Source organism: Amycolatopsis rhabdoformis (assembly GCF_035918295.1).
In the GTDB taxonomy this organism is placed as follows: Bacteria; Actinomycetota; Actinomycetes; order Mycobacteriales; family Pseudonocardiaceae; genus Amycolatopsis; species Amycolatopsis rhabdoformis.
On the sequence record NZ_CP142149.1, the window covers coordinates 2,959,494 to 2,982,221 of the forward strand.

Here is a 22,728-nt window from a genome sequence, read left to right on the forward strand (position 1 = left end):
TCCCCGGCGGGTCCCGCACACCGGGACCCGCCGGCCGCGTGCGGGCGGCGGTGGTGACGGCACGCGGTCGGACATGCTGCACAGGTTACGGGCGAAGGGTCGTAGGCTGGTCAGGTGAGTGAGCCAGTCGACGAGACCCAGCGACCCGGTGACCCGGATCGCGCCCGAACGGAATCGAAGCGCCCCCTGATGGTCGTCGCTTTCGAGGGTTGGAACGATGCGGGCGACGCGGCCAGCCGCGCGATCGAGCATCTGCAGCTCAACTGGGACGCCACACCGCTGGCCGAGATCGAGCCGGACGACTATTACGACTTCCAGGTCAGCAGGCCGACCATCAACATGGTCGACGGGGTCACGCGGCAGGTGGACTGGCCGACCACGCGCCTGTCGATCTGCCGGCCCGAGGGCCTCGACCGCGACGTGGTGCTGGTGCAGGGCCCGGAGCCGAACATGCGCTGGCGCGCGTTCTGCGCGGAGCTGCTGGAGCACATCATGCAGCTCGACGTGGACACCGTCGTCGCGCTCGGTGCGCTGCTGGCCGACACCGCGCACACGCGGCCCGTGCCGGTCACCGGTACCGCCTACGACAAGGACACGGCCAGCCGTTTCCGCCTCGAGCTGAACAACTACCAGGGGCCGACCGGCATCGTCGGGGTGCTGCAGGACTACTGCGTGCAGGCCGGCATCCCCGCCGTGTCGATCTGGGCCGCCGTGCCGCACTACGTGTCGCACCCGCCGTCCCCGAAGGCCACGCTGGCGCTGCTGCACAAGCTCGAGGACGTGCTCGACGTCGAGATCCCGCTGGGCGCGCTGCCGGAGCAGTCCGAGGAGTGGCAGCGCACGGTGAGCGAGATGGCCGACGAGGACGAGGAGATCAGCGAGTACGTGCGCAGCCTCGAGGAGCGCGGCGACGCCGAAACCGACTTCACGATGGAGGAGGTGTCCGGCGACAAGATCGCGGCGGAGTTCGAGCGCTACCTGCGCCGGCGCCGTCCCGGTCAGGAAGGCGGCGGCTTCGGCCTCCGCTGACCACCGGCTTCGCCCACCGGCCCCTGTCGCACCTCGCGACGGGGGCCGGTTTCGTGGTCAGCGCCGCCAGCGGGTGGCGAACGCGCGGGCCGGGTTCGCGACCAGCATCGCCTCGACCACGTCCTCGCCGAGCGCCCGGGCCAGGCGCGGCCGCAGCGTGGTGAGCAGGTACGGGATGCCGGGGCCGCCGCCGGAGGACAGCCGGGCCGCGGCGGTGGTCGTGTCGCCGCCGAGCAGCAGCTGCGCGGTGTGTCCCGCCGTCGAGAGCTCCAGCAGCAGGTCGGCGAGCCGCCAGTCCGTGGCGTGGTTGGCGCGCGACGGGCCGTCGAAGCCGAGGAACACGCCGGTGCCGGCCACCTCGCGCAGCACGCGCGGGTCGGGGTTGCGGTTGAGGTGGCCGAGGATCACGCGGGCGGGCGGCACGGCCAGCTCACCGCACAGGAGGTCGGCGACCTCGCGCGCCGCCGTGCCCAGCTCGAGGTGCACGGCGATCGGCGCGCCGGTCTCGTGGTGGGCCTGGGCGGCGGCGACCATCGTCCAGCGGGCGTGCCGGTCGATCGTGTGGAACGCGCCGGCCACCTTGATCAGGCCGGCGCGCGGCCCGGTGCGGTCGGCGTCCGGGTCGTCACCGGCCGGGATCCCGTCGAGGAGGTCGGCCACGAAGAGCTCGGCCAGCCGGTCGGCGACGCGGTCGAGGACGTCCGTGCGATAGTGCTCGGCCCGGTGGAACCCGGTCGCAGCCACCAGCTGCACGCCGGTGGCCCGCGACAGCCCCACGAGGTCGGCCGCGCGCCGGTTCAGGCCGAACGGCGTCCACTGCACCACCGCGCGCCCGCCCGCGTTCGCGAAGGCGCGCAGCTCGGCCTCGGCCGCCGCCGCGTCGTCGAGCTCCTGGCCCGCGAGCAGCTGCGACGCGAAGAACAGGTGGTCGTGGGAGTCGCACACCTCGAGCGTTTCGGGCGCGACGTCACCGAGGACGGTGCGGACCCTGAATTCCCCGGTCACGACCGCAGCGTAGCCGGGTTCTCAGGCCGAGAGCAGCTTCCGCAGCGGCACCGCACCGCGGGCGCGGCGGCTCCACTCCCGCGGGTAACCGAGCGACACCTCTTCGAAGCGCACGCCGTCGGCCGCGGTCGTGCGCGGGATGTGCAGGTGGCCGTACACGGCGAGCTCGGCCCGGTAGCGCAGGTGCCAGTCTTCGGTCTCGGTGCTGCCGCACCACAGCGCGAAGTCCGGGTAGTGCAGCGGCGCCGTGGGGTGGCGGTGCAGCGGCCAGTGGGACACCAGGATCGTGCGCCGGTCGGCCGGGATGGCGTCGAGCCGGTCAGTGCTGATCTTCAGCCGCTCCGCGCACCAGGCCTGCCGGCTCGGGAACGGGTCGGGGTGCAGGAAGTACTCGTCGGTGCAGACCACCCCGTTCTCGCGCGAGATCGCGAGCGCCTGCTCGATCGTCTTGCCCTCCGCCGCGGGCGTGCGCCAGCTGTAGTCGTAGAGCACGAACAACGGCGCGATCGTGAGCGGCTCGGCGCCGTGCTCCCACACCGGGAACTCGTCTTCGGGCGTGAGCACGTCGATCTCGCGGCACTGCTCCACGAGGAACTCGTAGCGGGCTTGGCCACGCAGCTGCGACTCGTCCTTCGGCGTGGTCCACAGCTCGTGGTTGCCCGGCACCCACACGACCTTCGCGAACCGCCCGCGCAGGGTCTCGAGCGTGTCCCGGATGACGGCCGACCGCTCGGCCACGTCACCGACCACGAGCAGCCAGTCCTCCGGCGAATCCGGCACGACACGGTCGAGGATCGGCCCGTTGCCCTCGTGGGTCACGTGGAGGTCGCTGGTGGCGAAGAGAGACGGCACCCCTCCAACGTAGCGATTTCCGGCTGGGGAGATCGGTGGATCCACCCCCTGCGTTACCCCAGGTGGGTCGGTGCGGCCATCCCGGCCGTGATCACGTCACGATCAAGGAGAGTGGCGATCGTCCTGATCAGCTTCGATCACACTGCGCGTCGATCAGAGCGGAGAGCAGCCCACCGGCGAACCGGCCGCGGTGGTACCGGATTTCGACCACCTTCACCTGGGCATCGCCGACGACCCGTCCCCCGTGTTGAACGCACTGCGGGAAAGCTGCCCGGGAAGGACGGCGCCACGTTCAGCTCGAACGTATCCGGGCTCGGCGCCGCCGCTGTGGTCGCCGAGGTCGAAGGAGTCATCGCGCCGTTGTTCGAGACGGACGTGGAGCCGCACGTCGCGTGGCGGCGGCTGCTTCAGCCGTATTTCACCCCGGCGGCCGCGGCGCGGCACGAAGGGCACGTGCGCCGGCTGTGTCGCGAGACGATCGCCGGGTTCGTGGCCGACGGTCGAGCCGACCTGGTGACCGCGTACACGCAACGCGTCCCGCCGCTGCTCATCGGCGCGATGCTGGGTCTCTCGGACCAGGAGCAGGTCACGCTCGCCGAGCACGTGCGCGCGCTCACCGCCGCCGGTACGGCCGAGGCCGCCCGGCGCGCCGGCCGAACCTTCGCCGACCTCCTGGCCGGCCACGTCCGCGATCGAATGGACCACCCCCGCGAGGACATGCTTTCCGCCGTGGCCCACGCCCGCGTGGACGGGCAGGTGTCGACCGAGACGGAATTGCTGAAGTTCGCGATGGTGATGGTCGCGGCGGGGCATCTGACCGCGACGGACGCGTGCGCGACCATCCTGCTGCAGCTGCTGGGAGACCACGGCCTCCGGGACCGGTGCGCAGCCGATCCGGCGGTGCTTCCGGCCGTGATCGAAGAGTCCGTGCGACACGAGCCCGCGGTCGCCGCCACCGGGCGCGCCGTGATGGCGGAGACCGAACTGGCCGGCGTCGCCCTCTCGCCCGGTGATCGTCTGCTGCTGGTCTGGGGCAGTGCCAACCGTGACCCGGACCCCTTCCCCGACGGTGACTCCTTTCGCCTCGACCGTCCGCGTGGCGGTGCGCCGCACCTGGGCTGGGGTGCGGGCGCCCACCGGTGTCTCGGCCGGCACGCCGCCCGGATGGAGCTGCGGGTGATGGTGGAGGAACTGCTCACCGCGATCCCGGACCTCCGCCAGGCACCCGGTGCGGCTCCCGAGCGGACGTACGGGGTGATCCGCGGAGTCCGGACGTTGCGGGCGGAGTGGACGGCACCGTAGCCACCGCCGGTTCCGGAGAGCGCCGGAGCCACCCCAGCAGCACGAGTCCCGCCACCACGTAGACGCCGGCCTGCACGTCCAGCAGCACCGCCGGGCCGGTCGCGGCCACCAGTGCCCCGGCGAGCAGGGAGCCGGCGGCCTGCCCAGTGGCCAGCACGGCGAACACGGCGCTCAGCACGCGGCCCGCGCGTTCGGGGGCGGCGACGCTCTGCACGTGGGCCAGGAGGCCGGCGCCGGTGAGCACCGCGGGGCCGCCGGCCGCGGCGAAGAGGCCCACGTACACGCCGAGGGCCGTCGTGAGTGCGGCGGTGTTCCAGATCAGCGCGGACACCAGGCCGGTCGCGAATGAGCCCCACGCGAGCAGCGTGGCGCCGGACACGCGGCGGGCGAGGGTGGCCACGGCGAAGCCGGCCGCGAGGCCGCCGATCGCCTGCACCCCGCGCAGCAGCCCGGCGTCGGCTTCGCTGCCGTGGAGCACGTCGAGGACGAAGACCACGAACAGCACCAGGAACATTCCCTGCGCCACGGACACGAGAACCGCCGTGACGCCGGTGGCGCGCAGCCGCGGGTCTCGCGTGAGCTCCTGCAGACCGGCCCGCCAGGCCCCGGGTTCGCGGCGGGGCGCGCGTACCCGGGGTCTCGCGGACGCCGGGAACGGGCGCGCGAGCAGCAGCGCGGCGACCGCGAGCGCGCCGAGGTACCCGAGCACCACGCGGTCCAGGCCGCCCCAGCCGAGCAACGCGCCGCCGGCCCAGCCGCCCGCGAGCCGGGCGACGCTGCCGTTCACGCTCATCAGGCCGTTGGCCCCGGTCACCTCCTCGACACCGACCAGCTCCGGCACCAGCGCGTTGCGGGCCGGCTCGAACACCGACGCCAGCCCGGCCTGCGCGGCCATCACCACGTACACGAGCGCCACCGGGATCCCATCGCCGGCGAGCAGGGGCAGCGCCACCACCGCCTGGCCCACGCACACCACGGCGAGTACCACCCGCCGGTCGGCCCGGTCCGCGACGATGCCGGCGACCGGGCTCAGCAGCACCGCCGGCAGCAGCCCGAGCACCACGCTGAACGCCGTCGTCGCGGCCGAACCAGTGGTGGCGAAGAGGAACACCGGCAGCGCGACCTGCAGCATCCACTCGGCCGACTCGCCGAAGAACGCGGCCAGCCACAGCCGCACGAACGCCGGGACGCCCAGCAGCTGTCTCACGACACCGGCTCCCCGTCCGGCCCCAGCCGCGGGAACGCACGCAGCCCCACGTGCACCGGCACCGCGGCTTCCGGTGCGTCTTCGCGGATCGCGCCGACGTACGGGCGCAGCAGGGCGTCGACGGCGTCCACCAGCCGCTCCAGCTCCGCAGGGGTCACCTGCAGCGTGTACGTGCTGACGCCCGCCGCCGTGCGCCACGCCGGGTCGAGGGTGGTGAACGAGTCCAGGTAGCGGCGGGTCAGCTCCTGCTCTTCCGCGAGCTGCGTGCCCACCACGGCGAGCTGCGCCGGGTCGTCCCCCAGCTCCCCGAAATCGAGGCCCACCTGCAATGCCCGCCACGGCCGCTCGCGTCCGTCAGCGGCGTCGGTGCGTTCCACGAGCCCGTGCTGCGCGAGCCGGCGCAGGTGCCAGCTGCAGTTGGACGCGGTCGAGCCGACGGCCTCGGCGCACTCGCTCGCCGTGCGGGGCCCGACGGCCATCAGGTGGTGCAGCAGCGCCGAGCGCAAGGGGTGCGCGAGGGCGCGGAGCAACTCGGCGTCGTCCACGCGTTTGCGCGGCGGCAGCTCGGCCATCGGTCCTCCGGATACCTGAAAGGATTCTTTCGAAACCGTCCTTTCAGAGTTGCAGCCGCCTGCACCGCTGTCAATCGGCTTCGCTATCATCACGGACAGTTACTGCTCCGTGCAGTCATTGCGCCAGCCAGCCACGCCGAGGACGGTCTGCTTGCCCCACCAGCGAGAACTCGCCACCGCCGCCGCGCTCGCGCTCCCCCGGTTCGTGAGCGCCACGGTGCGTTTCCACACCGCGGTCGCTGAGCAGCTGGGGGTGACGCCCGCCGAGCTGCACTGCCTGCAGCTCGTGCACAGCGGCGCCACCGACTCCCCCACGGAGCTGGCGCGGCTGCTCGGGATGACCACCGGCGCGTTCACGCGGATGCTCGACCGGATGGAGCGCGCGCGGCTCGTGGAGCGCGCACCGGATCCCGCGGACCGCCGGCGGCTGCGCGTGCGGGCGCTGCCCGACCGGCTGGGCGAGCTCACCGACCTCTACGCGCCGCTCGCCCAGCGCTTCGGCGAGCGCCTCGCCACGTTCGACCGGCGTCAGCTCACCGCGCTCGTGGCGTTCCTGACCGACGGTGAAACCGCCGCCGACCAGGCCACCAGCCAGGTGGGCGAGGCCACGGGGCAGCCACCGGAGACTCCTCGCGAAATTCGGAGTTGACTAACCCTACTGGCGTTGCGTTAACCTCGTTCCATCATGGACAACTGAGCCAAGCCCTTTCCCGCACCGAGGCCGCTCCCGGTCGAGCACCGCTCCCGCGAGCCACGAGTCCCGTCGGGGAACCCGCTTTTCCTTCCCGGGCTGGTGATCCCTCATGTCTTTGTCCCTCAAGGCCACCGACGTCGTGTTCGGCTACGGAGCCCGGACCGTGCTCGACGGCGTGTCCCTCACCGCGTCGGCCGGGCGCCGGCTCGGACTGGTCGGCGAGAACGGCACCGGCAAATCCACGCTGCTGCGGCTGCTCGCGGGCCTCGAACAGCCGCGTTCGGGCGAGATCGTCCGCGGCGACGACCTCGGTTTCCTGCTGCAGGAGCTGCCATTTCCGATGTCAGCGACCTTCGGTGACGTGCTCGACCACGCGCTGGCCGACATCCGCGCGGCGGCGGCCCGGCTCGACACGCTCACCGCGGCGATGACCGACCGGCCCGACGACCCGACGGTGCTCGACGAGTACGGCCGGCTCCTGGAGTGGGCGCAGGTCCACGACCTCTGGGACGCCGACCGGCGCGCCGAGCTGGTGTGCGACGGGCTGGGCCTCGGCGGTCTGGGGCACGACCGGCGCCTCGGCGAGATGTCGGGCGGGCAGCGGTCCCGGCTCGGGCTGGCGGCGCTGCTGATCCGCCGCCCGGCCACGCTGTTGCTCGACGAGCCCACCAACCACCTCGACGACGCCGCCCTGGAGTTCCTCGAACGCCACCTGGCGGAGCTGTCGGGCATCGTTGTGCTGTCCTCGCACGACCGCGTGTTCCTCGACGCGGTGTGCACCGACATCGTCGACCTCGACCCGGCGCCGGCCGACCGGCTCGTGGGCGGAGCGACGCGCTACGGCGGCACCTACACCGACTACCTCGACCAGAAGCGCGCCGAACGCGCGCGCTGGGAACAGCGGTTCGCCGAGGAGCAGGACGAGCTGAAGGAGTTGCGGGAGTCGGTGGCGGTCACCGCGCGGCGCGTCGCGCACAACCGCGCGCAGTCCGACGGCGACAAGAACCTCTACAACTTCAAGGGAGGCCGCGTGCAGAAGCAGGTGTCCCGCCGCGTCCGCAACGCCCAGCTCCGCCTCGACGAACTCGAACACGGTCAGGTGCGCAAACCGCCTGCACCCCTGCGGTTCCGCGCCCGGCTCACGGCCGCCGCCACCGGCGAGGGCCCCGCGATCGCGGTCCGGGACCTCGCCGTACCGGGCCGGCTGCACCTCGACCGCCTCGACGTCGGCGCCACCACGCGCCTGCTCGTGACTGGCGGCAACGGCGCGGGCAAGTCCACTCTCCTGTCGGTACTGGCCCGACGGCTCGCGCCCACCACCGGGTCAGTCCACTTCGGACCCGGCGTCCGGGTGGGACTGCTGGAACAGGACGTGGTGTTCCCCGAACCGGCGAAGACGGCTCACGAGGTGTACCGCGCCGAGTTGGGCGACGACGCGCCTCCGTTGTCCCGCTTGGGTTTACTCTCGGCCCGCGACCTCGGCCGGCCCGTCGGCGAGCTGTCGGTGGGCCAACGCCGGCGCCTCGCGCTCGCGGTGCTCCTCGCGGACCCGCCGGACGTGCTCCTCCTCGACGAACCGACCAACCACATTTCCCTCACCCTGGCCGAGGAACTGTTCGCCGCCCTCGACGACGCCCCAGGTGCCGTCGTCATTGCTTCTCATGACCGGTGGCTGCGCCGCCGCTGGCAAGGTGAGCACCTCCACCTGGGCGCCGCCCAACCCGCCGCCGTATAGGTCGTTATACACAACACTCAGCGACGACCGGGGACGGAGTGGGCGACTCGCGGGACGCACCGTCCACTCCGCGGCGGTATAGGCCGTTATACAGACACCGCCAGTTCAGGAAGATCCTGGACCGGCGGTGTTCTCAGCAGCTGAACCTCAAATACTGATTCCCAGGAGAGCGTCGGCCGCGAGCCGGATCAGGCCTGGTGCCGTGGTGTCCGTGCCGTCGCGGCGCAACGCCGCGGTGGCCCACGCGTCGAGGGCCTCGATGGCCTTCGGCGTGTCCAGGTCGTCCGACAGGTGGTCGCGCAGGCGGGCGAGGGTCTCCGTGGCGTCGGGGCCGGCGGGCAGGGCCGCGGCTTCACGCCAGCGGGCGAGCCGGTCCTGGGCCTCGGCGAGCAGCGCGTCGGTCCACGGCCGGTCCTCGCGATAGTGGCCGGAGAACAGCGCGAGCCGGATGGCAGAGGGGTCCACGCCGTCGGCGCGCAGGCGCGAGACGAACACGAGGTTGCCCCGCGACTTCGACATCTTCTCGCCGTCGAGGCCGATCATGCCAGCGTGCACGTAGTGGCGCGCGAAGGGGTGCTCCCCCGCGACCGCCTCGGCGTGGGCGGCGCTGTACTCGTGGTGCGGGAACCGCAGATCCGAGCCGCCGCCCTGCAGGTCGAACCCGAAGCCCAGCCGGTTCACGGAGATCGCGCTGCACTCGATGTGCCAGCCCGGCCGTCCGGCGCCGAGCTCCGACTCCCACGACGGCTCGCCCTCACGCGCGACACGCCACAGCAGCGCGTCGAGCGGGTGACGCTTGCCCGCGCGGTCGGGATCGCCGCCGCGTTCGGCGAAGAACTTCCGCATCGTCGCCTCGTCGTAGCGCGACTCGTAGCCGAAGCGGCCGCTCGCGGTGTGATCGAAGTACACGTCCGGGTGCTCAGGGTCGTCCACCCGGTACGCGCTGCCGTTGGCCACCAGCTTCGCCACGACCTCCACGATCTCCGGGATCGCCTCCACCACACTCACGAACTGCCGCGGCGGCAGCACCCGCAGCGCCTCCATGTCCTCCCGGAACAGGGCCGTCTCGCGCATCGCGAGCACCACCCAGTCGTCGGAGTCACGCTCGGCCCGCTCCAACAGCGGATCGTCGATGTCGGTCACGTTCTGCACGTAGTGGACCTCGTGCCCGTTGTCCCGCCAGATGCGGTTGACCAGGTCGAACGCCAGGTAGGTCGCCGCGTGGCCGAGGTGCGTGGCGTCGTAGGGCGTGATGCCGCAGACGTACATCCGGGCGGTGGCACCGGGCGCCGTCGGGCGGATCTGCCCACTCGACGAGTCGTGGAGCCGAAGCGGGCGAGGCGTGCCCGGCAGGCGGGGCACGTCGACGGAAGACCAAGTCTGCATATCTGAACTGTATCTTTTGCTGTGTCTTTTGCCCCGCCTCCGGCGGGGCGGGCGAGATCGCCTAGAAGCCGGCGCCTCAGTGGGGCGGTCGGATCGGCCGGGGGCCGATCGCACCGCCCCACTGAGGCGCCGGCGCGATCTCGCCCCGTGGTCACCTTGGGGGCTGACCTGGAATGACGTGCTGGTGAGCTGTCCCGGGGAGAGGGTGTGGCTGCGGTGTGTCGCTGCCGGTTGCGCGCCTGTTTCGGTGGCGATCGGTGAGCCGGGTGCAGTGGCCAGGCTCACCACGCGGTCCACGGTGTGCACTCCCCTGCGAGCAGCATCCGCCAGCCAGCCGGGTCCCAGTCCTCGGGACGGTGCGGGCGGCCGTGGTCGCGGCGGAGGAGATCAGGCGCCCAGCTAGGTCAACCGTCGAAGGCACCAGAGGGGTTCGGCGTCGTCGCGGTGGCGGGGTGGTGGACAGCGGTGGCTACGCACGAGTAGGAACGGGGGCATGGCCGTCCCGACGCTCACGCGCACGTCCCCGCTGCCGCCCGGGCCGCGGTTGCCCGTGCTGGTCCAGACCGTGCTGTTCGGCGCCTTCCGCCACAAGTTCCTGCCCGCGCTGCAACGCCGGTACGGCGACGTGGTGCGGCTGCGGATCTACCCGAGGCGCCAGGTCGTGCTGGTCGGGGACGTGGAGCTGATTCGCGAGATCTTCGCCGGTCCCGTCGGGACGTTCCACGCCGGCGAGGGCAACGTGGTGCTCAAGCCGATCATGGGCGAACACTCCGTGCTGCTCACCGACGAGCAAGAGCACCTGCGCGCCCGGAAGCTGCTCATGCCGGCGTTCCACGGCGCCGCACTGCGCGGGTACCGGAACATGATCACCGAGCTCACCCGGGCCGAGCTGGACGGCTGGCAAGCCGACCGCCCGTTCCGGGCGCACGAACGCATGCAGGCGCTCACGCTGGAGATCATCCTGCGCGTGGTGTTCGGCGTGGGCGAAGGACCGCGGCTCGACGAGCTGCGCGGGCTGCTCGGCCACGTCGTCGACGTCGGCGCCCTGGACCTCTTCGGCTGGCACAGCCCGACGTTGCAGAAGATCGGGCCCTGGCGGCGCAACCGCGAGATCGCCGCGCGGGTCGACGCCCTGATCCACGCCGAGATCACCGACCGTCGTCAGGTGCCGGACCTGGCCGACCGCACCGACGTGCTGTCCCGGCTGCTCACCGTGCCGGGCGACGACCCGCTCACCGACGCGGAGCTGCGCGACCAGCTCGTGACGCTCCTGCTCGCCGGCCACGAGACCACCGCGACGGCCCTGGCCTGGGCATTGCACGAGCTGGCCCGCAATCCGGTCGTCGCCGCGGCCACCACGAAAGCCGCCGACGAAGGCGACGAGAAGTACCTCGAAGCCGTGGCCAAGGAAGCGATGCGGCTGCACCCGATCATCTCTGAGGTCGCGCGAAGGCTGACCCGCGACGTGGACCTCGGCGGCTACACCATCCCGGCCGGGCACACCGTGCTGCCGTCGATCTCGATGGTCCACGCCGACCCCGCGCACCACCCGTCCCCCGCCGTCTTCGACCCGACGCGATTTCTCGGGGCCGGTCCGGCGAGCGGCACGTGGTTCCCGTTCGGCGGTGGCGCCCGCCGCTGCCTCGGCGCCGGGTTCTCCTTGCTGGAAGCCACGATCGTGCTGGAAGAGCTGTTCCGCCGTTACCGCGTAACGCCCGCCAGGAAGAAGCCCGAGCCCACCAAAACCCGCCACATCACCCTCGTCCCCGGCGACGGGGCGAGAATCGTGGTCCACCGCAGAGTCGGCCTCGGCTCCGCCGAGGCGGGCGAGATCGCCTAGAAGCCGGTGTGCGGATCAAGCGGTCGGCTCGGCCGGGGGCCGATCGCACCGCTCGATCCGCACACCGGCGCGATCTCGCTCTGTGGTTCCCTCAGCGCTTCCGCGTGCGGAGGTAGTCGCCGACCACCGCGGCACCCAGCCCGTCGAGGTCAGGCGCCACGACCCGGCCGCCCGAGCGCCGGGCGATCGTGTCCACGAACGCCTCCAGCCGCGGGTCGTCCCCGAGGCGGAACACCGTGACCGACGCGCCCAGCTTGGCGATCCGGTCCACTTCGGACAGTGTCTTGTAGATCGTGCGCGGGTCCGGCGGGTAGTCGAACACGGCTTCACCGTCGGGTTCGAGGTGGGCCGTCGGCTCGCCGTCGGTGACCATGAGGACCACCGGCTGCGCGTCGGGGTGGCGACGCAGGTGGCGGCCGGCCAGCAGCAGCGCGTGGTGGGCGTTGGTGCCCTGCTCCCACGTGCCCTCCAGGCCCACCAGCTCCGGCAGGTCCACCGGCATGGCGTAGCGGCCGAAGGTGATCAGCTGCAGCGCGTCGTTGCGGAAGCGCGTGCTGATCAGCTGGTGCAGCGCGAGCGCCGTGCGCTTCATCGGCAGCCAGCGGTCCTCCTGCACCATCGACCACGACGTGTCCACCAGCAGCGCCACGGCCGCGCGCGAGCGGTGTTCGGTCTCGACGACCTCCACGTCCTCGACGTCGAGCGTGACCGCCCGCGAACCGAGCGACGTCGAGCGCAGCACCGCGTTGCGGACCGTGCGCGGCACGTCCCACGGCTGCATGTCCCCGAACCGCCACGGCCGGCTCGACCCGGTGGGCTCGCCCGCGGCGCCGGCCGACTCGGTCTCCCGGTCACCGCTCTTGCCGCGCAGCGCGTTGACCACTTCGGACAGCGCCGTCTCCCCCAGGCGCCGCAACGCCTTGGGCGACAGGCGAAGCGTGCCGTCGGCCGCGCGTTCGAACAGGCCCTGCCGGCGCAGCTCGCGCTCCAGTTCGGACAGCCGCCGCGCGTCGACGCCCGCGTCGGGGCCGAGCTGCCGCTGCAGCGCCTCGAGGTCGATGTCCTCCAGGCTCGCCCCGGGGTAGCTCTGGCCCAGCTGCTCGGCCAGCCCGTCGAGCTCGGCGAGGTCCTGCATCGCCTGCGCGCCCTCGCCCATGCCGAGCGGGTCCTGGCCGCGGAAGCGCTCCGAGCCCTGCCAGTCCTCGCCCGGCCGCAGCGCCTGCAGCTGAGCGTCCAAAGCGGACAGCTGCTGGGCGATCCGGGGATCGCCGAACGCCTGCTGCGAGAGCTCCATCAGCTCGGCGCGCTGCTCGGCCGACATCGAGTTCATCATCCGCTGCGCGGCCGCCGAGCGAGCGGCCAGCGCGTCGATGAGCTCCTCGACGGTGCGCGGGTTCTCCGGGAAGAACTCGCCGTGGCGGCGCATGAACTCGGCGAACCGCTCGTCGATGTCGTCGGCGCCCTGTGCGTGCGCCTGCAGCAGCGCGTTGAGGTCGGACAGCATCTGGTTGACCTGCTCGACGTCCTCGGGCCCGGCGTTCTGCAACGCCTGCTTCATGCCCTGGAACCGCGCGTCGAGCGCCTCACGGCCGAGCAGGTCGCGGATCTGCTCGTACTTCTCCCGCGCCTCGGACGAGCGCCAGTCGTACTCGCTCAGCTCGCGCACCGCCGCGGCCGTGCCGGGCGGCAGGGCGTCGAGCTGCGCTTCACGGAAGCGCGCCTCGTCGTCCGGGTCCGGGAACAGCTCGCGTCGCTCGGCGGTGAGCGCCTCGCTCAGCAGCTGCTGCACCTCCTGCAGCGTGCCGTCGAGCCGGTGGCGGCGCTGGATCTCCGACCGGCGCTGCCACAGCCGCCGGGTGAGCTCGTCGAGCCCCGCCGTGCGCTCGGTGCCGCGGCGCAGCAGCTCCTCCAGCGCCGAACGCGGTGAAGCTCCGCCCATCACGTCGCGCCCGATCTCGTCGAGCGCGTCGCGCAGGTCCGCCGGCGCCGCCAGCGGATCCGGCCCGTCGTGCCACGGGCCGTAGGAGTACCCCTCCGGAATGAGCGGCATTACTGGCCGTACACCGTGGTGTTCTCGTCGGAGTCCTTCGCCAGGCGCCTGGCGAGGAACAGCGACTCGAGCGCCAGCTCCACGGCGGCCGCGATCCGGCCGGCCGGTTCGTCGGAGGACACCCCGGCACGCTGGGCGACCTCGTGCAGCACCGGCAGCTCCGGCAGAGCCGCGAGCACGTCCTTGCCCGGCACGCGCTCGCCGGTGGCCACCAGGTGGCCGTCGGCCACGGCGTCGGCCAGCGGATGCAGGTCCAGCCCGGCGAAGCGGTCTCGCGCGGTCTCGGCCACGGCCCGGCGCATCAGGTGCACGAGGTGCTCGACCTCGCGGCCCTCCTCGCCCGGCTCGAACTCGATCTTGCCGCGCAGCACGGCGGGCACCGCGTCGAGGTCCACCGGCCGCGCGACGGCCGGCTCCTCGCCGGTGAGCGCCGAGCGGCGCAGCGCCGCGGCGGCCACGGTCTCGGCGGCGGCCACGGCGAAGCGCGCCGACACGCCCGAGCGCTGGTCGATCACCGGCGACTCGCGCAGGTTGCGCACGAACCTGGCCAGCACCTCCAGCAGCGGCTCGCCGACCTCGGCGACGAGGTGCGCCTCCTGCTTCACCACGGCGACTTCGGCCTCGACGTCGAGCGGGTAGTGCGTGCGGATCTCCGCGCCGAAGCGGTCCTTCAGCGGCGTGATGATGCGCCCGCGGTTGGTGTAGTCCTCGGGGTTCGCGGTGGCGACGAGCAGCACGTCGAGCGGAAGGCGCAGCGTGTAGCCGCGGACCTGGATGTCGCGCTCCTCCATCACGTTGAGCAGCGCGACCTGGATGCGCTCGGCGAGGTCGGGCAGCTCGTTGATCGCGACGATGCCGCGGTGGGCGCGCGGCACGAGGCCGAAGTGGATCGTCTCGGGGTCGCCGAGGCTGCGGCCCTCGGCCACCTTCACCGGGTCGACGTCGCCGATGAGGTCACCGACGGACGTGTCCGGCGTCGCGAGCTTCTCGGTGTAGCGCTCGCTGCGGTGGCGCCACGCCACCGGCAGGTCGTCGCCCAGCTCCGCCGCGCGGCGGATCGAGGCGGGGGTGATGGGGTCGAGGGGGTGCTCGCCGAGCTCGGAACCCTCGATCACGGGGGTCCATTCGTCGAGCAGGCCGGCCAGCGTGCGCAGGAGGCGGGTCTTGCCCTGGCCGCGTTCGCCGAGCAGGACGACGTCGTGGCCGGCGAGCAGCGCGCGCTCGAGCTGCGGCAGGACGGTACGGGAGAAGCCGACGATGCCGGGCCACGCGTCGCGGCCTTCGCGCAGGGCGGTCAGCAGGTTGTCGTGGATCTCCTGCGCGATGGGGCGCGGGGTGTACCCGGCGGCGCGGAGCTCGCCCGCGGTACGGGGAAGTGAGTCTGGGACAACGGTCACCGCATCGACGCTACTTACCGATCCGGCCTACGTCGACGTGGAGCGACTCCAGCGTGGGCGATCGTCCACGAAGTGTGGACTACCGGTAAAATAGGGCGTCGTGTGCCGTCCCAGTGCGACCCTCGCCGTCTGGTCCTCCGCGTGGCTCAACGGAGCCGCGGCTTCCGACGATGTGCTCGACGCCCTCGCTGCCTGGGGCGAAGCCCACGACGTCGTCGCGGCCGACGCCCCGGCAGCCGAGGCTTTCGAGCTCCCCCTGGCCTTCCACCGTGCCGCCACGCCGGTCCAGCTGCTCATGGCGCTGCGCGCGCAGAGCGCGAAAATGGCCCAGCTGGTGCTCCCCGTGCCCGGCGACGTCCGCGGTCTCGGCGGCGGCGGCCCGTTCGCCGAAGCGGCGCTGCGCTGCGGCGACGCGGTGGTGCTCACGGAGCTCGGCTTCGGCCTCGTGCCCGAGCCGATCGCCGAAGGCCTGATGCGCTGGACCGTCTATTCGCTCGCCACCCCGGTCCCCCTGGAGTACCAGCCCCTCCCCGACGCCGAACACGGCCTCACCGACGCCATCCGCGCCAGCGCGGGCGCTCTGCAGACCCTCGACGTGGCCAGCGATCGCCCCGGCGTGCGCGCCGAGCTCTCGGCACACCTGCGGTCGCGCCCGCAGGTCGAGTGGCCGGCCGGCACGCCCGCGCGGGCCCTGCGCGTGCTGCAGCGCGCGGAGGAGATCTCGGCGATCCTGGCGATCGCGGGCTCGGACGACCCGGGCGGCGCGCTGTCGGCCTCGGCGGCCAGCCGCCGGGCGGAAGCGTTGCGTCCGTTGTCGGATGCCGTGCGCACGGCGCGGACGGCGTCGGTCAACGAAGCGGTGCGCGTGTTCGCGGAGCAGGCGGACCGGCAGCCGTGAGCTGGTTCGCCGTCAGCTGACGGCGAACAGCACCGCGGGGTCATTTCGGGGCAACGGATCGGGCGGGCCACGCCGACCGGGGCAACGTTCGCGCACGACTGATCGCGAACCCCGCCGGTTTCTCCCGTACTGCCCGATTCTCCCGGACAGCACAGGTTCACGCCGCTACCGAAAACTCCGCTACTGACCCGGGCGCGCCGGTCACTTCGCCGGTTCACAACAGCCGGCGCGCCGTGCGCGTTCGACCGTGCAGCCGTGAGCGGGTTCGCCGTCAGCTGACGGCGAACCGCACCGCGGGGTCGTTTCGGGGCAACGGATCGGGCAGGGCACGCCGTCCGAGGGAACGTTCGCGCGCGACTGATCGCGAACCCCGCCGTTTCGCCCGTACTGCCCGATTCTCCCGGACAGCACGGGTTCCCACCGCTGCCGATTACGCCGCTACTGAGCCGGGCGGGCCGGTCGCTTCACCGGCTCACAACAGCCGACCGCGCACGGCGCCCCGTTGAGCGTGCAGCCGGCCGCCGGGAACGACGACAGTTTGCGGGCGGGGGCGTCGGCGACGTGTTCGCGGACCAGTTCCACCACGAGCTCGGCAAACCGCGGGTCCACGTCCGGCGTGGCGGCGCGGGCGAAAGCCATGCCGTGTTCGGCGGCGCGCTCCGCGGCTTCGTTGTCGAGGTCCCAGATCACCTCGAGATGATCGGACACGAAGCCGATCGGGCTCACCACCACGGACGTGACGCCGACCTCGTGCAGCGCGTCGAGGTGGTCGACGATGTCCGGCTCGAGCCACGGCACCTGCGGCGGGCCCGAGCGCGACTGCCACACCACGTCGTACTCCGCGATCCCCGCCTCGGCGGCCACGAGCCGGGCGGCTTCGGCGATCTGGCGGGAGTAGCGGTTGCCGCCTTCGGACGGCGGGCCGGAGGCGTTGTCGGCGCTCACCGGTACCGAGTGCGCGGTGAAGACCGTGCGCGTGTCCGGCCGGTCGCCCAGGCGGGCGTGGGCGGCGCGCACCGCGTCGGCGATCGCGGAGATGAAGAGCGGGTGGTCGAAGAACTGGCGCAGCTTCACGATTTCCGGCGCGCCCTCGCCCACCGCCGCGCGGGCGCGCTCGATGTCCTCGTCGTACTGGCGGCACGCGGAATAGCCGCCGTACGCGCTGGTGGGGAACGCGAGCACGCGCCGGGCGCCGTCGTTCTTCAGCTGCGCCACGGTGTCCTCGACCATCGGCTGCCAGTTGCGGTTGCCGAAGTACACCGGCAGGTCGAGCCCCTCGGCCGCCAGCTGCTTCTCGACGGCGGCGATGGCCGCGCGGTTGAGCCGGTTGATCGGCGACACCCCACCGAAGTGCTGGTAGTGCTCGGCGACCTCCAGCAGCCGCTCGCGCGGCACCCCCCGACCCCGCGTGACGTTCTCCAGGAACGGCATCACCTCGTCGGGCCCCTCCGGACCGCCGAACGAAAGCCATAACAACGCGTCGTAACCCACCGTCCCATCTTGCTCCTGTGGCGGCGCCCACGACGGAGCGACCCCGGCTGGTTATGTACTGATCTATCCAAAACCTGGTACGGTGTCGGCATGCCCAGGCCACGCGAGTTCGACGAGACCGAAGCCCTCGAAGGCGCCATGAACGCCTTCTGGGCGCGCGGCTACGAGGCGACCTCGACGCAGGACCTGTGCGCGGCGACCGGCCTCGGCCGCAGCAGCGTGTACAACACCTTCACCAGCAAGGAAATCCTGTTCCGCCGCGCGCTCGAGCACTACATCGAGCGCGGCGTGCGGGCCCGAGCGGCCACCCTGGCCGAGGCCGAGAACGGCCTCGACGGGTTCCGCCGGCTGCTCACCGCCGTGATCGACGACGAGCTCACCCACGGCCGCCGCGGCTGCCTGGTGGTGAACACCATCGCCGAGTTCGGCACGGCCGACGCGGAGATCTGCACGAGGATCAACGCCGACACCGAGGCCCACCTGGCCTCGCTCACCGACTGCGCCCGCCTCGGCCAGGCCGACGGCAGCGTCACCCGCGACCGGGACCCCGCCGACATCGCGGAGTTCGTGCACAGCACCGTGAGCGGGCTGCGCCTGATGTCCCGCCGCGGCGCGGCCGGCCCGGCCATGACGGCAGTGGCCGACATCGCCGTCGCCGCACTGGCCCGCCGCTGACCCCTGCTCTCCCCCACCACCAGCGACCCACCAGCAACCCCCGCGACCAACGACCCGTCATCAGCGTGGATGTGCCCCGGGCTCATTGTGTACCGATCTATCCAAAAGGAGTGGACGAACCGTGCCCCTGGCCGTTTTCGTGCTCGGACTCAGCATCTTCGCCCTCGGCACCTCGGAGTTCATGATCACCGGCCTGCTGCCCGGCATGGCCACCGATCTCGGCGTGAGCATCCCCGACGCCGGCCTGCTCATCTCGGCGTTCGCCGTCGGCATGGTCGTCGGCGCGCCGCTGCTGGCCGTCGGCACCCTGAAACTCCCCCGCCGCGCCACGCTGCTCGCCCTGCTCGTGGTGTTCGCGGGCTCGCACGTGGTCGGCGCACTCGCGCCCGGCTACGGCCTGCTCTTCGCCACCCGCGTGGTGAGCGCGCTCGCCTGCGCCGGGTTCTGGGCCGTCGCCGCGGCCACCACCGTGTCGCTCGTGCCCGCCGCGCGCCGCGGCCGCGCGTTGGCTGTGCTGGTCGGCGGTCTCACCGTGGCGAACATCGCCGGCGTCCCCGCCGGCACCTTCCTCGGCCAGCACGCGGGCTGGCGCACGGCGTTCTGGGCCGTGGCCGCGTTGACGGTGCTCGCCGTGGCCGGGGTGCTCGCGTTCGTGCCGCGCACGGTCGCCGACACTTCGACCCTGCGCGTGCGCACCGAGCTGCGGGTGTTCCGCAACGGCCGGTTCTGGCTGGCGCTCGGGGTGATCGCGCTGGCGCAGGCCATGGTGTTCGCCGCGTTCAGCTACCTCGCCCCGCTGCTGACCACGACCGACGGTGTCGGCTCGTCGTGGGTGCCGCTCGTGCTGGTGCTCTTCGGCGCGGGCGCGCTGATCGGCATCCTCGCCGGCGGCCGGCTCGCCGACGCCCACCCGTTCAGCACCCTCTACGGCAGCCTCGGCCTCGCCATCGCCGCGCTCGTGACGCTGGCGCTCACCTCCGACGCGACCGTCGCCGTGATCGCGGTGCTCGTGCTCGGCGCCGCCGCGTTCGGCGCCAACCCGGCGCTCAACGTCCGGGCCTACTCCGTCGCCGGCGGGTCCTCGCCGCTCGTCGGCGCCAGCACCACGTCGGGCTTCAACGTCGGCAACACGGCCGGGCCGTTCCTCGGCGGCGTCGCGATCAACGCGGGTCTCGGGTTCCCGAGCGTGGCCTGGGTCGGCGCGGTGCTCGGCGGGCTGGCACTGGTCGCCGTCACGGTCGCCTTGCGGCTGCAGCGATCCGACGACGCCCGCACCGAAGCGCGCGAACCGGCACTCGAACCCGCCACCGCGCGGTAACCACACCCCGGAGACAACGAACGGCTCCCGCGACAAAACGCGGGAGCCGTTCGCCGGAACAGACTCAGATGCCGAGCGCGTGCACGCCGCCGTCGACCATGATCATCGAGCCGGTGGTGGCGGGCAGCCAGTCGGACAGGGCCACGCAGACGGTCTTGGCCGTCGGGTCCGGGTCGGAGCTGTCCCAGCCCAGCGGGGCGCGGTCGTTCCAGCCGTCTTCGAGGTCGGTGAAGCCCGGGATCGACTTCGCGGCCATCGTCTTCATCGGACCGGCGCTGACCAGGTTCACGCGGATGCCACGCGGCCCGAGGTCGCGCGCCAGGTAGCGGTTCACCGACTCCAGGGCCGCCTTCGCGACCCCCATCCAGTTGTAGGCCGGCCACGCCACCCGCGCGTCGAAATCCATGCCGACGATCGACGAGCCACGCGAGAGCAGCGGCAGCGTCGCCACGGCCAGCGACTTGAACGAGAACGCCGAAACCTCCACGGCGACCTTCACGTCATCAGCCGGCGCGTCCAGGAACGGCGCGCCCAGGCAGGTCTGCGGCGCGAAGCCGATCGAGTGCAGCACACCGTCGAGGCCGTCGACGTGCTCGCGCACGCGGTCGGCCAGCGTGTCGAGGTGCTCCTGGTCGGTGACGTCGAGCTCGATCACGGGCGCGGGCTTCGGGAGCCGTTTCGCGATGGTCTTCACGAGCGACATCCGGCCGAAGCCGGTGAGCACGACCTCGGCGCCTTCCTGCTGCGCGATCTTGGCCGCGTGGAACGCGAGCGAGGCGTCGGTGATGATGCCGGTGATCAGCAGCCGCTTGCCTTCGAGCAGTCCGGGCAACGGGTTCTCCAGTCCAGTCGGTGGGAGTCGGGAAGGAACGTCAGTGGCCGAGGCCGAGGCCGCCGTCGACGGGCAGCACCGCGCCGTTCACGTAACCGGCTTCGTCGGAGGCGAGGTAGCGCACGGCGGCGGCGATCTCGGCCGGCTCGGCGTAGCGGCCGGTGGGCACGTTGGCGAGGATCTCCTTCTTGCGGTCCTCGCCGAGCGCGTCGGTCATGTCGGTGCGCACGAAGCCGGGCGCGATCACGTTGGAGGTGATGTTGCGCGAGCCGAGCTCCCGCGCGAGCGAGCGCGAAAAGCCGACGAGGCCGGCCTTCGACGCGGCGTAGTTCGCCTGGCCCGCGGAGCCCGAGAGGCCGACGACCGACGAGATGAAGATGAACCGGCCCCAGCGGGCGCGCAGCATGCCACGCGACGCGCGCTTGGCCACGCGGAACGCGCCGGTGAGGTTGGCGTTCACCACGCGCTCGAACTGCTCCTCGCTCATGCGCATCAGAAGCGTGTCGTCGGTGAGCCCGGCGTTGGACACGAGCACCTCGACCGGGCCGTGCTCCTCCTCGACGAGCTTGAACGCGGCGTCGATCTGCTCGGCGTCCGTGACGTCGGCCTCCACGCCGAAAAGCCCTTCGGGCGCGCCGGAGCCGCGGTGGGTGACCGCCACCCGGTGGCCCTGCTCGGCGAGGTCGCGGGCGATCGCCAGACCGATGCCGCGGTTGCCCCCGGTGACCAAGACCGACCGTCCCACTGCGCGTCTCCCTCTGCTCTGTGCCTGCTGTCTCGATGGCCGCGATGGCCCTGTCGCGTTCGTACCGGGACGAGGCTATCGGCCGCCTGACACGCCGCCGCACCCGCGTCCGGCCGGGCGCGTAGGTCCGAAGCGGAGGTTAGGGCTCGGCGCACCGGTCCGTTTGCGCAGACCAGAGGGTTCCTACAAACCGGGGGAAGGCCGGGCGTGCGATCCGCACAAAACGTGATCAGGATCGCCGGTCCACGGCCCCTTCGCGAGGCCGGAAAGTCACCTAAGGACAGGTAAGGAACGGCGCCGCGACCTTGCCGCGCGCGCATCGGGTGGTCACCGTGAGTCGCGACACAGGAGGTCAAGGATGACAACCCGGATCCCCACCCCGGCCACCCGCGAGGGCGAACGGCGGGTCGTCGGCAACGTGCTGCGCGGCTCCATCGGCAACCTCGTCGAGTGGTACGACTGGTACGCCTATTCGGCGTTCACGATCTACTTCGCGAAGGCGTTCTTCCCCGGCGGCGACGCGACGGCCCAATTCCTCAACACCGCGGCCGTGTTCGCCGTCGGGTTCCTGATGCGCCCGCTCGGCGGCTGGATGCTCGGCCGCTTCGCCGACCGCTTCGGGCGCCGCAGCGCGCTGGTGCTCTCGGTGTCGATGATGGCGTTCGGCTCGCTGCTCATCGCGGCGACGCCGAGCTACGCGGCCATCGGCGTCGCGGCCCCGATCCTGCTCGTGCTCGCGCGGCTGCTGCAAGGCCTGTCGGTGGGCGGCGAGTACTCGACGTCGGCGACCTATCTGTCCGAAGTGGCCACTCCCGGCAAACGCGGGTTCTACTCGAGCTTCCAGTACGTGACGCTCGTCGGCGGGCAGCTGCTCGCGCTCGGGCTGCAATTGATCCTGCAGAGCCTGCTCACCGAGGCGCAGATGGGCGACTGGGGCTGGCGCATCGCGTTCGTGGTCGGCGCGGTCGCGGCCGTGGTGGTGATGGCGTTGCGACGCAGCATGGACGAGTCGGCCAGCTTCGAGCGCGTGGCGGCCGAAGCCGGCACCGGCAAGCAGGCCGGCGAGCGCGGCACGCTGCGCACGCTCGTGAAGTACCCGCGGGAGATCGCGCTCGTCGTCGGCCTCACGCTCGGCGGCACGGTCGCCTTCTACACCTACGCGACCTACACGCAGAAGTTCCTCGAGAACTCCGCCGGCATCCCGCGCCGCACCGTCACGTGGATCCTCTTCATCGCGTTGCTGGTGTTCGCGCTCCTGCAGCCGGTGGCGGGGCGGCTGTCGGACCGGATCGGGCGGCGGAAGCTGCTGATGTTCTTCGGCATCGCGGGCACGGTGCTCACCGTGCCGATCATGACGACGATGGCGCACACGAAACAGCCGGTGCTGGCGTTCCTGCTGCTGCTCGGCGCACTGGTGATCGTCACGGGTTACACGTCGATCAACGCGATCGTGAAGGCCGAGCTGTTCCCGACCCGGATCCGGGCCCTCGGCGTCGGTCTGCCGTACGCGCTCACCGTGGCGATCTTCGGCGGCACGGCCGAGCTCATCGCCCAGGCGCTGAAGAAGGCGGGGCACGAATCGCTCTTCTTCTGGTACGTCGCGGGCTGCATTCTCGTCTCGCTCATCGTGTACGGGACAATGCGCGAAACGTCGCGTTCGTCCGCACTGGAGCGGGACGAGGACTGAGCAGGAGGACGGC

19 protein-coding genes are annotated in these 22,728 nt (G+C 72.1%); 9 read left to right on the forward strand and 10 right to left on the reverse strand.

The window, feature by feature from the left end; translation table 11 throughout:
- The first annotated feature begins 114 nt into the window (after positions 1 to 114).
- Complete coding sequence (locus tag VSH64_RS13345; protein ID WP_326835892.1) at positions 115 to 1,029, forward strand: PAC2 family protein; 915 nt, start codon at positions 115 to 117, stop codon at positions 1,027 to 1,029.
- Positions 1,030 to 1,086: 57 nt separating this feature from the next.
- On the opposite strand, the gene VSH64_RS13350 is transcribed toward VSH64_RS13345, so the two are convergent.
- Both VSH64_RS13350 and VSH64_RS13355 read right to left on the reverse strand, forming a co-directional pair.
- Positions 1,087 to 2,034: a phosphotriesterase family protein gene (locus VSH64_RS13350; protein WP_326835893.1), complete on the reverse strand. Its 948-nt coding sequence runs from the start codon at positions 2,032 to 2,034 to the stop codon at positions 1,087 to 1,089.
- 21 nt (positions 2,035 to 2,055) lie between these two features.
- Complete coding sequence (locus VSH64_RS13355; RefSeq protein WP_326835894.1) at positions 2,056 to 2,886, reverse strand: metallophosphoesterase family protein; 831 nt, start codon at positions 2,884 to 2,886, stop codon at positions 2,056 to 2,058.
- Between the two features lie 360 nt (positions 2,887 to 3,246).
- Here VSH64_RS13355 and VSH64_RS13360 point away from each other — a divergent pair, with 360 nt between their 5' ends.
- Positions 3,247 to 4,188 (forward strand): cytochrome P450, encoded by a 942-nt coding sequence (locus tag VSH64_RS13360; RefSeq protein WP_326835895.1) that lies wholly within the window; start codon positions 3,247 to 3,249, stop codon positions 4,186 to 4,188.
- On the opposite strand, the gene VSH64_RS13365 is transcribed toward VSH64_RS13360, so the two are convergent.
- Positions 4,082 to 5,395 carry an MFS transporter gene (locus VSH64_RS13365; protein WP_326835896.1) on the reverse strand — a complete coding sequence of 438 codons (1,314 nt, stop codon included), beginning with the start codon at positions 5,393 to 5,395 and terminating at the stop codon, positions 4,082 to 4,084. The genes VSH64_RS13360 and VSH64_RS13365 overlap by 107 nt on opposite strands.
- A complete protein-coding gene (locus VSH64_RS13370) occupies positions 5,392 to 5,967 on the reverse strand; it encodes an ArsR/SmtB family transcription factor (protein WP_326835897.1) in 576 nt (191 codons plus the stop codon). Before VSH64_RS13370 ends, VSH64_RS13365 begins: the two co-directional genes overlap by 4 nt.
- 151 nt (positions 5,968 to 6,118) lie before the next feature.
- Here VSH64_RS13370 and VSH64_RS13375 point away from each other — a divergent pair, with 151 nt between their 5' ends.
- Complete coding sequence (locus VSH64_RS13375; RefSeq protein WP_326835898.1) at positions 6,119 to 6,616, forward strand: MarR family winged helix-turn-helix transcriptional regulator; 498 nt, start codon at positions 6,119 to 6,121, stop codon at positions 6,614 to 6,616.
- Between the two features lie 154 nt (positions 6,617 to 6,770).
- Positions 6,771 to 8,396: an ABC-F family ATP-binding cassette domain-containing protein gene (locus VSH64_RS13380; RefSeq protein ID WP_326835899.1), complete on the forward strand. Its 1,626-nt coding sequence runs from the start codon at positions 6,771 to 6,773 to the stop codon at positions 8,394 to 8,396.
- A 147-nt stretch (positions 8,397 to 8,543) separates the two neighbouring features.
- Here VSH64_RS13380 and mshC read toward each other — a convergent pair whose 3' ends face one another.
- Entirely contained in the window at positions 8,544 to 9,782 is a 1,239-nt protein-coding gene (gene mshC / locus VSH64_RS13385; protein ID WP_326835900.1) for a cysteine--1-D-myo-inosityl 2-amino-2-deoxy-alpha-D-glucopyranoside ligase, read from the reverse strand.
- A gap of 493 nt (positions 9,783 to 10,275) precedes the next feature.
- Between mshC and VSH64_RS13390 the strand changes: the two genes are divergently transcribed.
- On the forward strand, positions 10,276 to 11,622 hold the full coding sequence (locus tag VSH64_RS13390) for a cytochrome P450 (protein ID WP_326835901.1): 1,347 nt from the start codon (positions 10,276 to 10,278) through the stop codon (positions 11,620 to 11,622).
- A gap of 91 nt (positions 11,623 to 11,713) precedes the next feature.
- On the opposite strand, the gene VSH64_RS13395 is transcribed toward VSH64_RS13390, so the two are convergent.
- Both VSH64_RS13395 and VSH64_RS13400 read right to left on the reverse strand, forming a co-directional pair.
- A complete protein-coding gene (locus VSH64_RS13395; RefSeq protein WP_326835902.1) occupies positions 11,714 to 13,672 on the reverse strand; it encodes a VWA domain-containing protein in 1,959 nt (652 codons plus the stop codon).
- Positions 13,672 to 15,069, reverse strand: coding sequence for an ATP-binding protein (locus tag VSH64_RS13400; RefSeq protein WP_326835903.1), 1,398 nt, complete (start codon positions 15,067 to 15,069; stop codon positions 13,672 to 13,674). Before VSH64_RS13400 ends, VSH64_RS13395 begins: the two co-directional genes overlap by 1 nt.
- A 100-nt stretch (positions 15,070 to 15,169) precedes the next feature.
- Between VSH64_RS13400 and VSH64_RS13405 the strand changes: the two genes are divergently transcribed.
- Positions 15,170 to 15,967, forward strand: coding sequence for a hypothetical protein (locus VSH64_RS13405; protein ID WP_326835904.1), 798 nt, complete (start codon positions 15,170 to 15,172; stop codon positions 15,965 to 15,967).
- Between the two features lie 438 nt (positions 15,968 to 16,405).
- Here the strand turns inward: VSH64_RS13405 and VSH64_RS13410 are convergent, their stop codons facing one another.
- Positions 16,406 to 17,458, reverse strand: coding sequence for a ferrochelatase (locus tag VSH64_RS13410; RefSeq protein ID WP_326835905.1), 1,053 nt, complete (start codon positions 17,456 to 17,458; stop codon positions 16,406 to 16,408).
- 90 nt (positions 17,459 to 17,548) lie between these two features.
- On the opposite strand from VSH64_RS13410, the gene VSH64_RS13415 reads away from it, so the two are divergent.
- Together VSH64_RS13415 and VSH64_RS13420 are read left to right on the forward strand one after the other, a co-directional pair.
- Positions 17,549 to 18,133 carry a TetR/AcrR family transcriptional regulator gene (locus VSH64_RS13415; protein WP_326835906.1) on the forward strand — a complete coding sequence of 195 codons (585 nt, stop codon included), beginning with the start codon at positions 17,549 to 17,551 and terminating at the stop codon, positions 18,131 to 18,133.
- 121 nt (positions 18,134 to 18,254) lie between these two features.
- Positions 18,255 to 19,451 (forward strand): Cmx/CmrA family chloramphenicol efflux MFS transporter, encoded by a 1,197-nt coding sequence (locus tag VSH64_RS13420; RefSeq protein ID WP_326835907.1) that lies wholly within the window; start codon positions 18,255 to 18,257, stop codon positions 19,449 to 19,451.
- A gap of 64 nt (positions 19,452 to 19,515) precedes the next feature.
- Here VSH64_RS13420 and fabI read toward each other — a convergent pair whose 3' ends face one another.
- Positions 19,516 to 20,283, reverse strand: coding sequence for an enoyl-ACP reductase FabI (fabI, locus tag VSH64_RS13425; RefSeq protein ID WP_326835908.1), 768 nt, complete (start codon positions 20,281 to 20,283; stop codon positions 19,516 to 19,518).
- Between the two features lie 40 nt (positions 20,284 to 20,323).
- Positions 20,324 to 21,028 (reverse strand): beta-ketoacyl-ACP reductase, encoded by a 705-nt coding sequence (locus VSH64_RS13430; RefSeq protein WP_326835909.1) that lies wholly within the window; start codon positions 21,026 to 21,028, stop codon positions 20,324 to 20,326.
- 358 nt (positions 21,029 to 21,386) lie between these two features.
- Between VSH64_RS13430 and VSH64_RS13435 the strand changes: the two genes are divergently transcribed.
- Entirely contained in the window at positions 21,387 to 22,715 is a 1,329-nt protein-coding gene (locus tag VSH64_RS13435) for an MFS transporter (RefSeq protein WP_326835910.1), read from the forward strand.
- Positions 22,716 to 22,728 lie beyond the last annotated feature (13 nt).

Bases quoted from the DNA above. Each gene is read 5' to 3' on its own strand.
- VSH64_RS13370 (WP_326835897.1), bottom strand. From the start codon at position 5,967: ATGGCCGAGCTGCCGCCGCGCAAACGCGTGGACGACGCCGAGTTGCTC.
- VSH64_RS13380 (WP_326835899.1), top strand. From the start codon at position 6,771: ATGTCTTTGTCCCTCAAGGCCACCGACGTCGTGTTCGGCTACGGAGCC.
- mshC (WP_326835900.1), bottom strand. From the start codon at position 9,782: ATGCAGACTTGGTCTTCCGTCGACGTGCCCCGCCTGCCGGGCACGCCT.
- VSH64_RS13390 (WP_326835901.1), top strand. From the start codon at position 10,276: ATGGCCGTCCCGACGCTCACGCGCACGTCCCCGCTGCCGCCCGGGCCG.
- VSH64_RS13395 (WP_326835902.1), bottom strand. From the start codon at position 13,672: ATGCCGCTCATTCCGGAGGGGTACTCCTACGGCCCGTGGCACGACGGG.
- VSH64_RS13415 (WP_326835906.1), top strand. From the start codon at position 17,549: ATGCCCAGGCCACGCGAGTTCGACGAGACCGAAGCCCTCGAAGGCGCC.
- VSH64_RS13435 (WP_326835910.1), top strand. From the start codon at position 21,387: ATGACAACCCGGATCCCCACCCCGGCCACCCGCGAGGGCGAACGGCGG.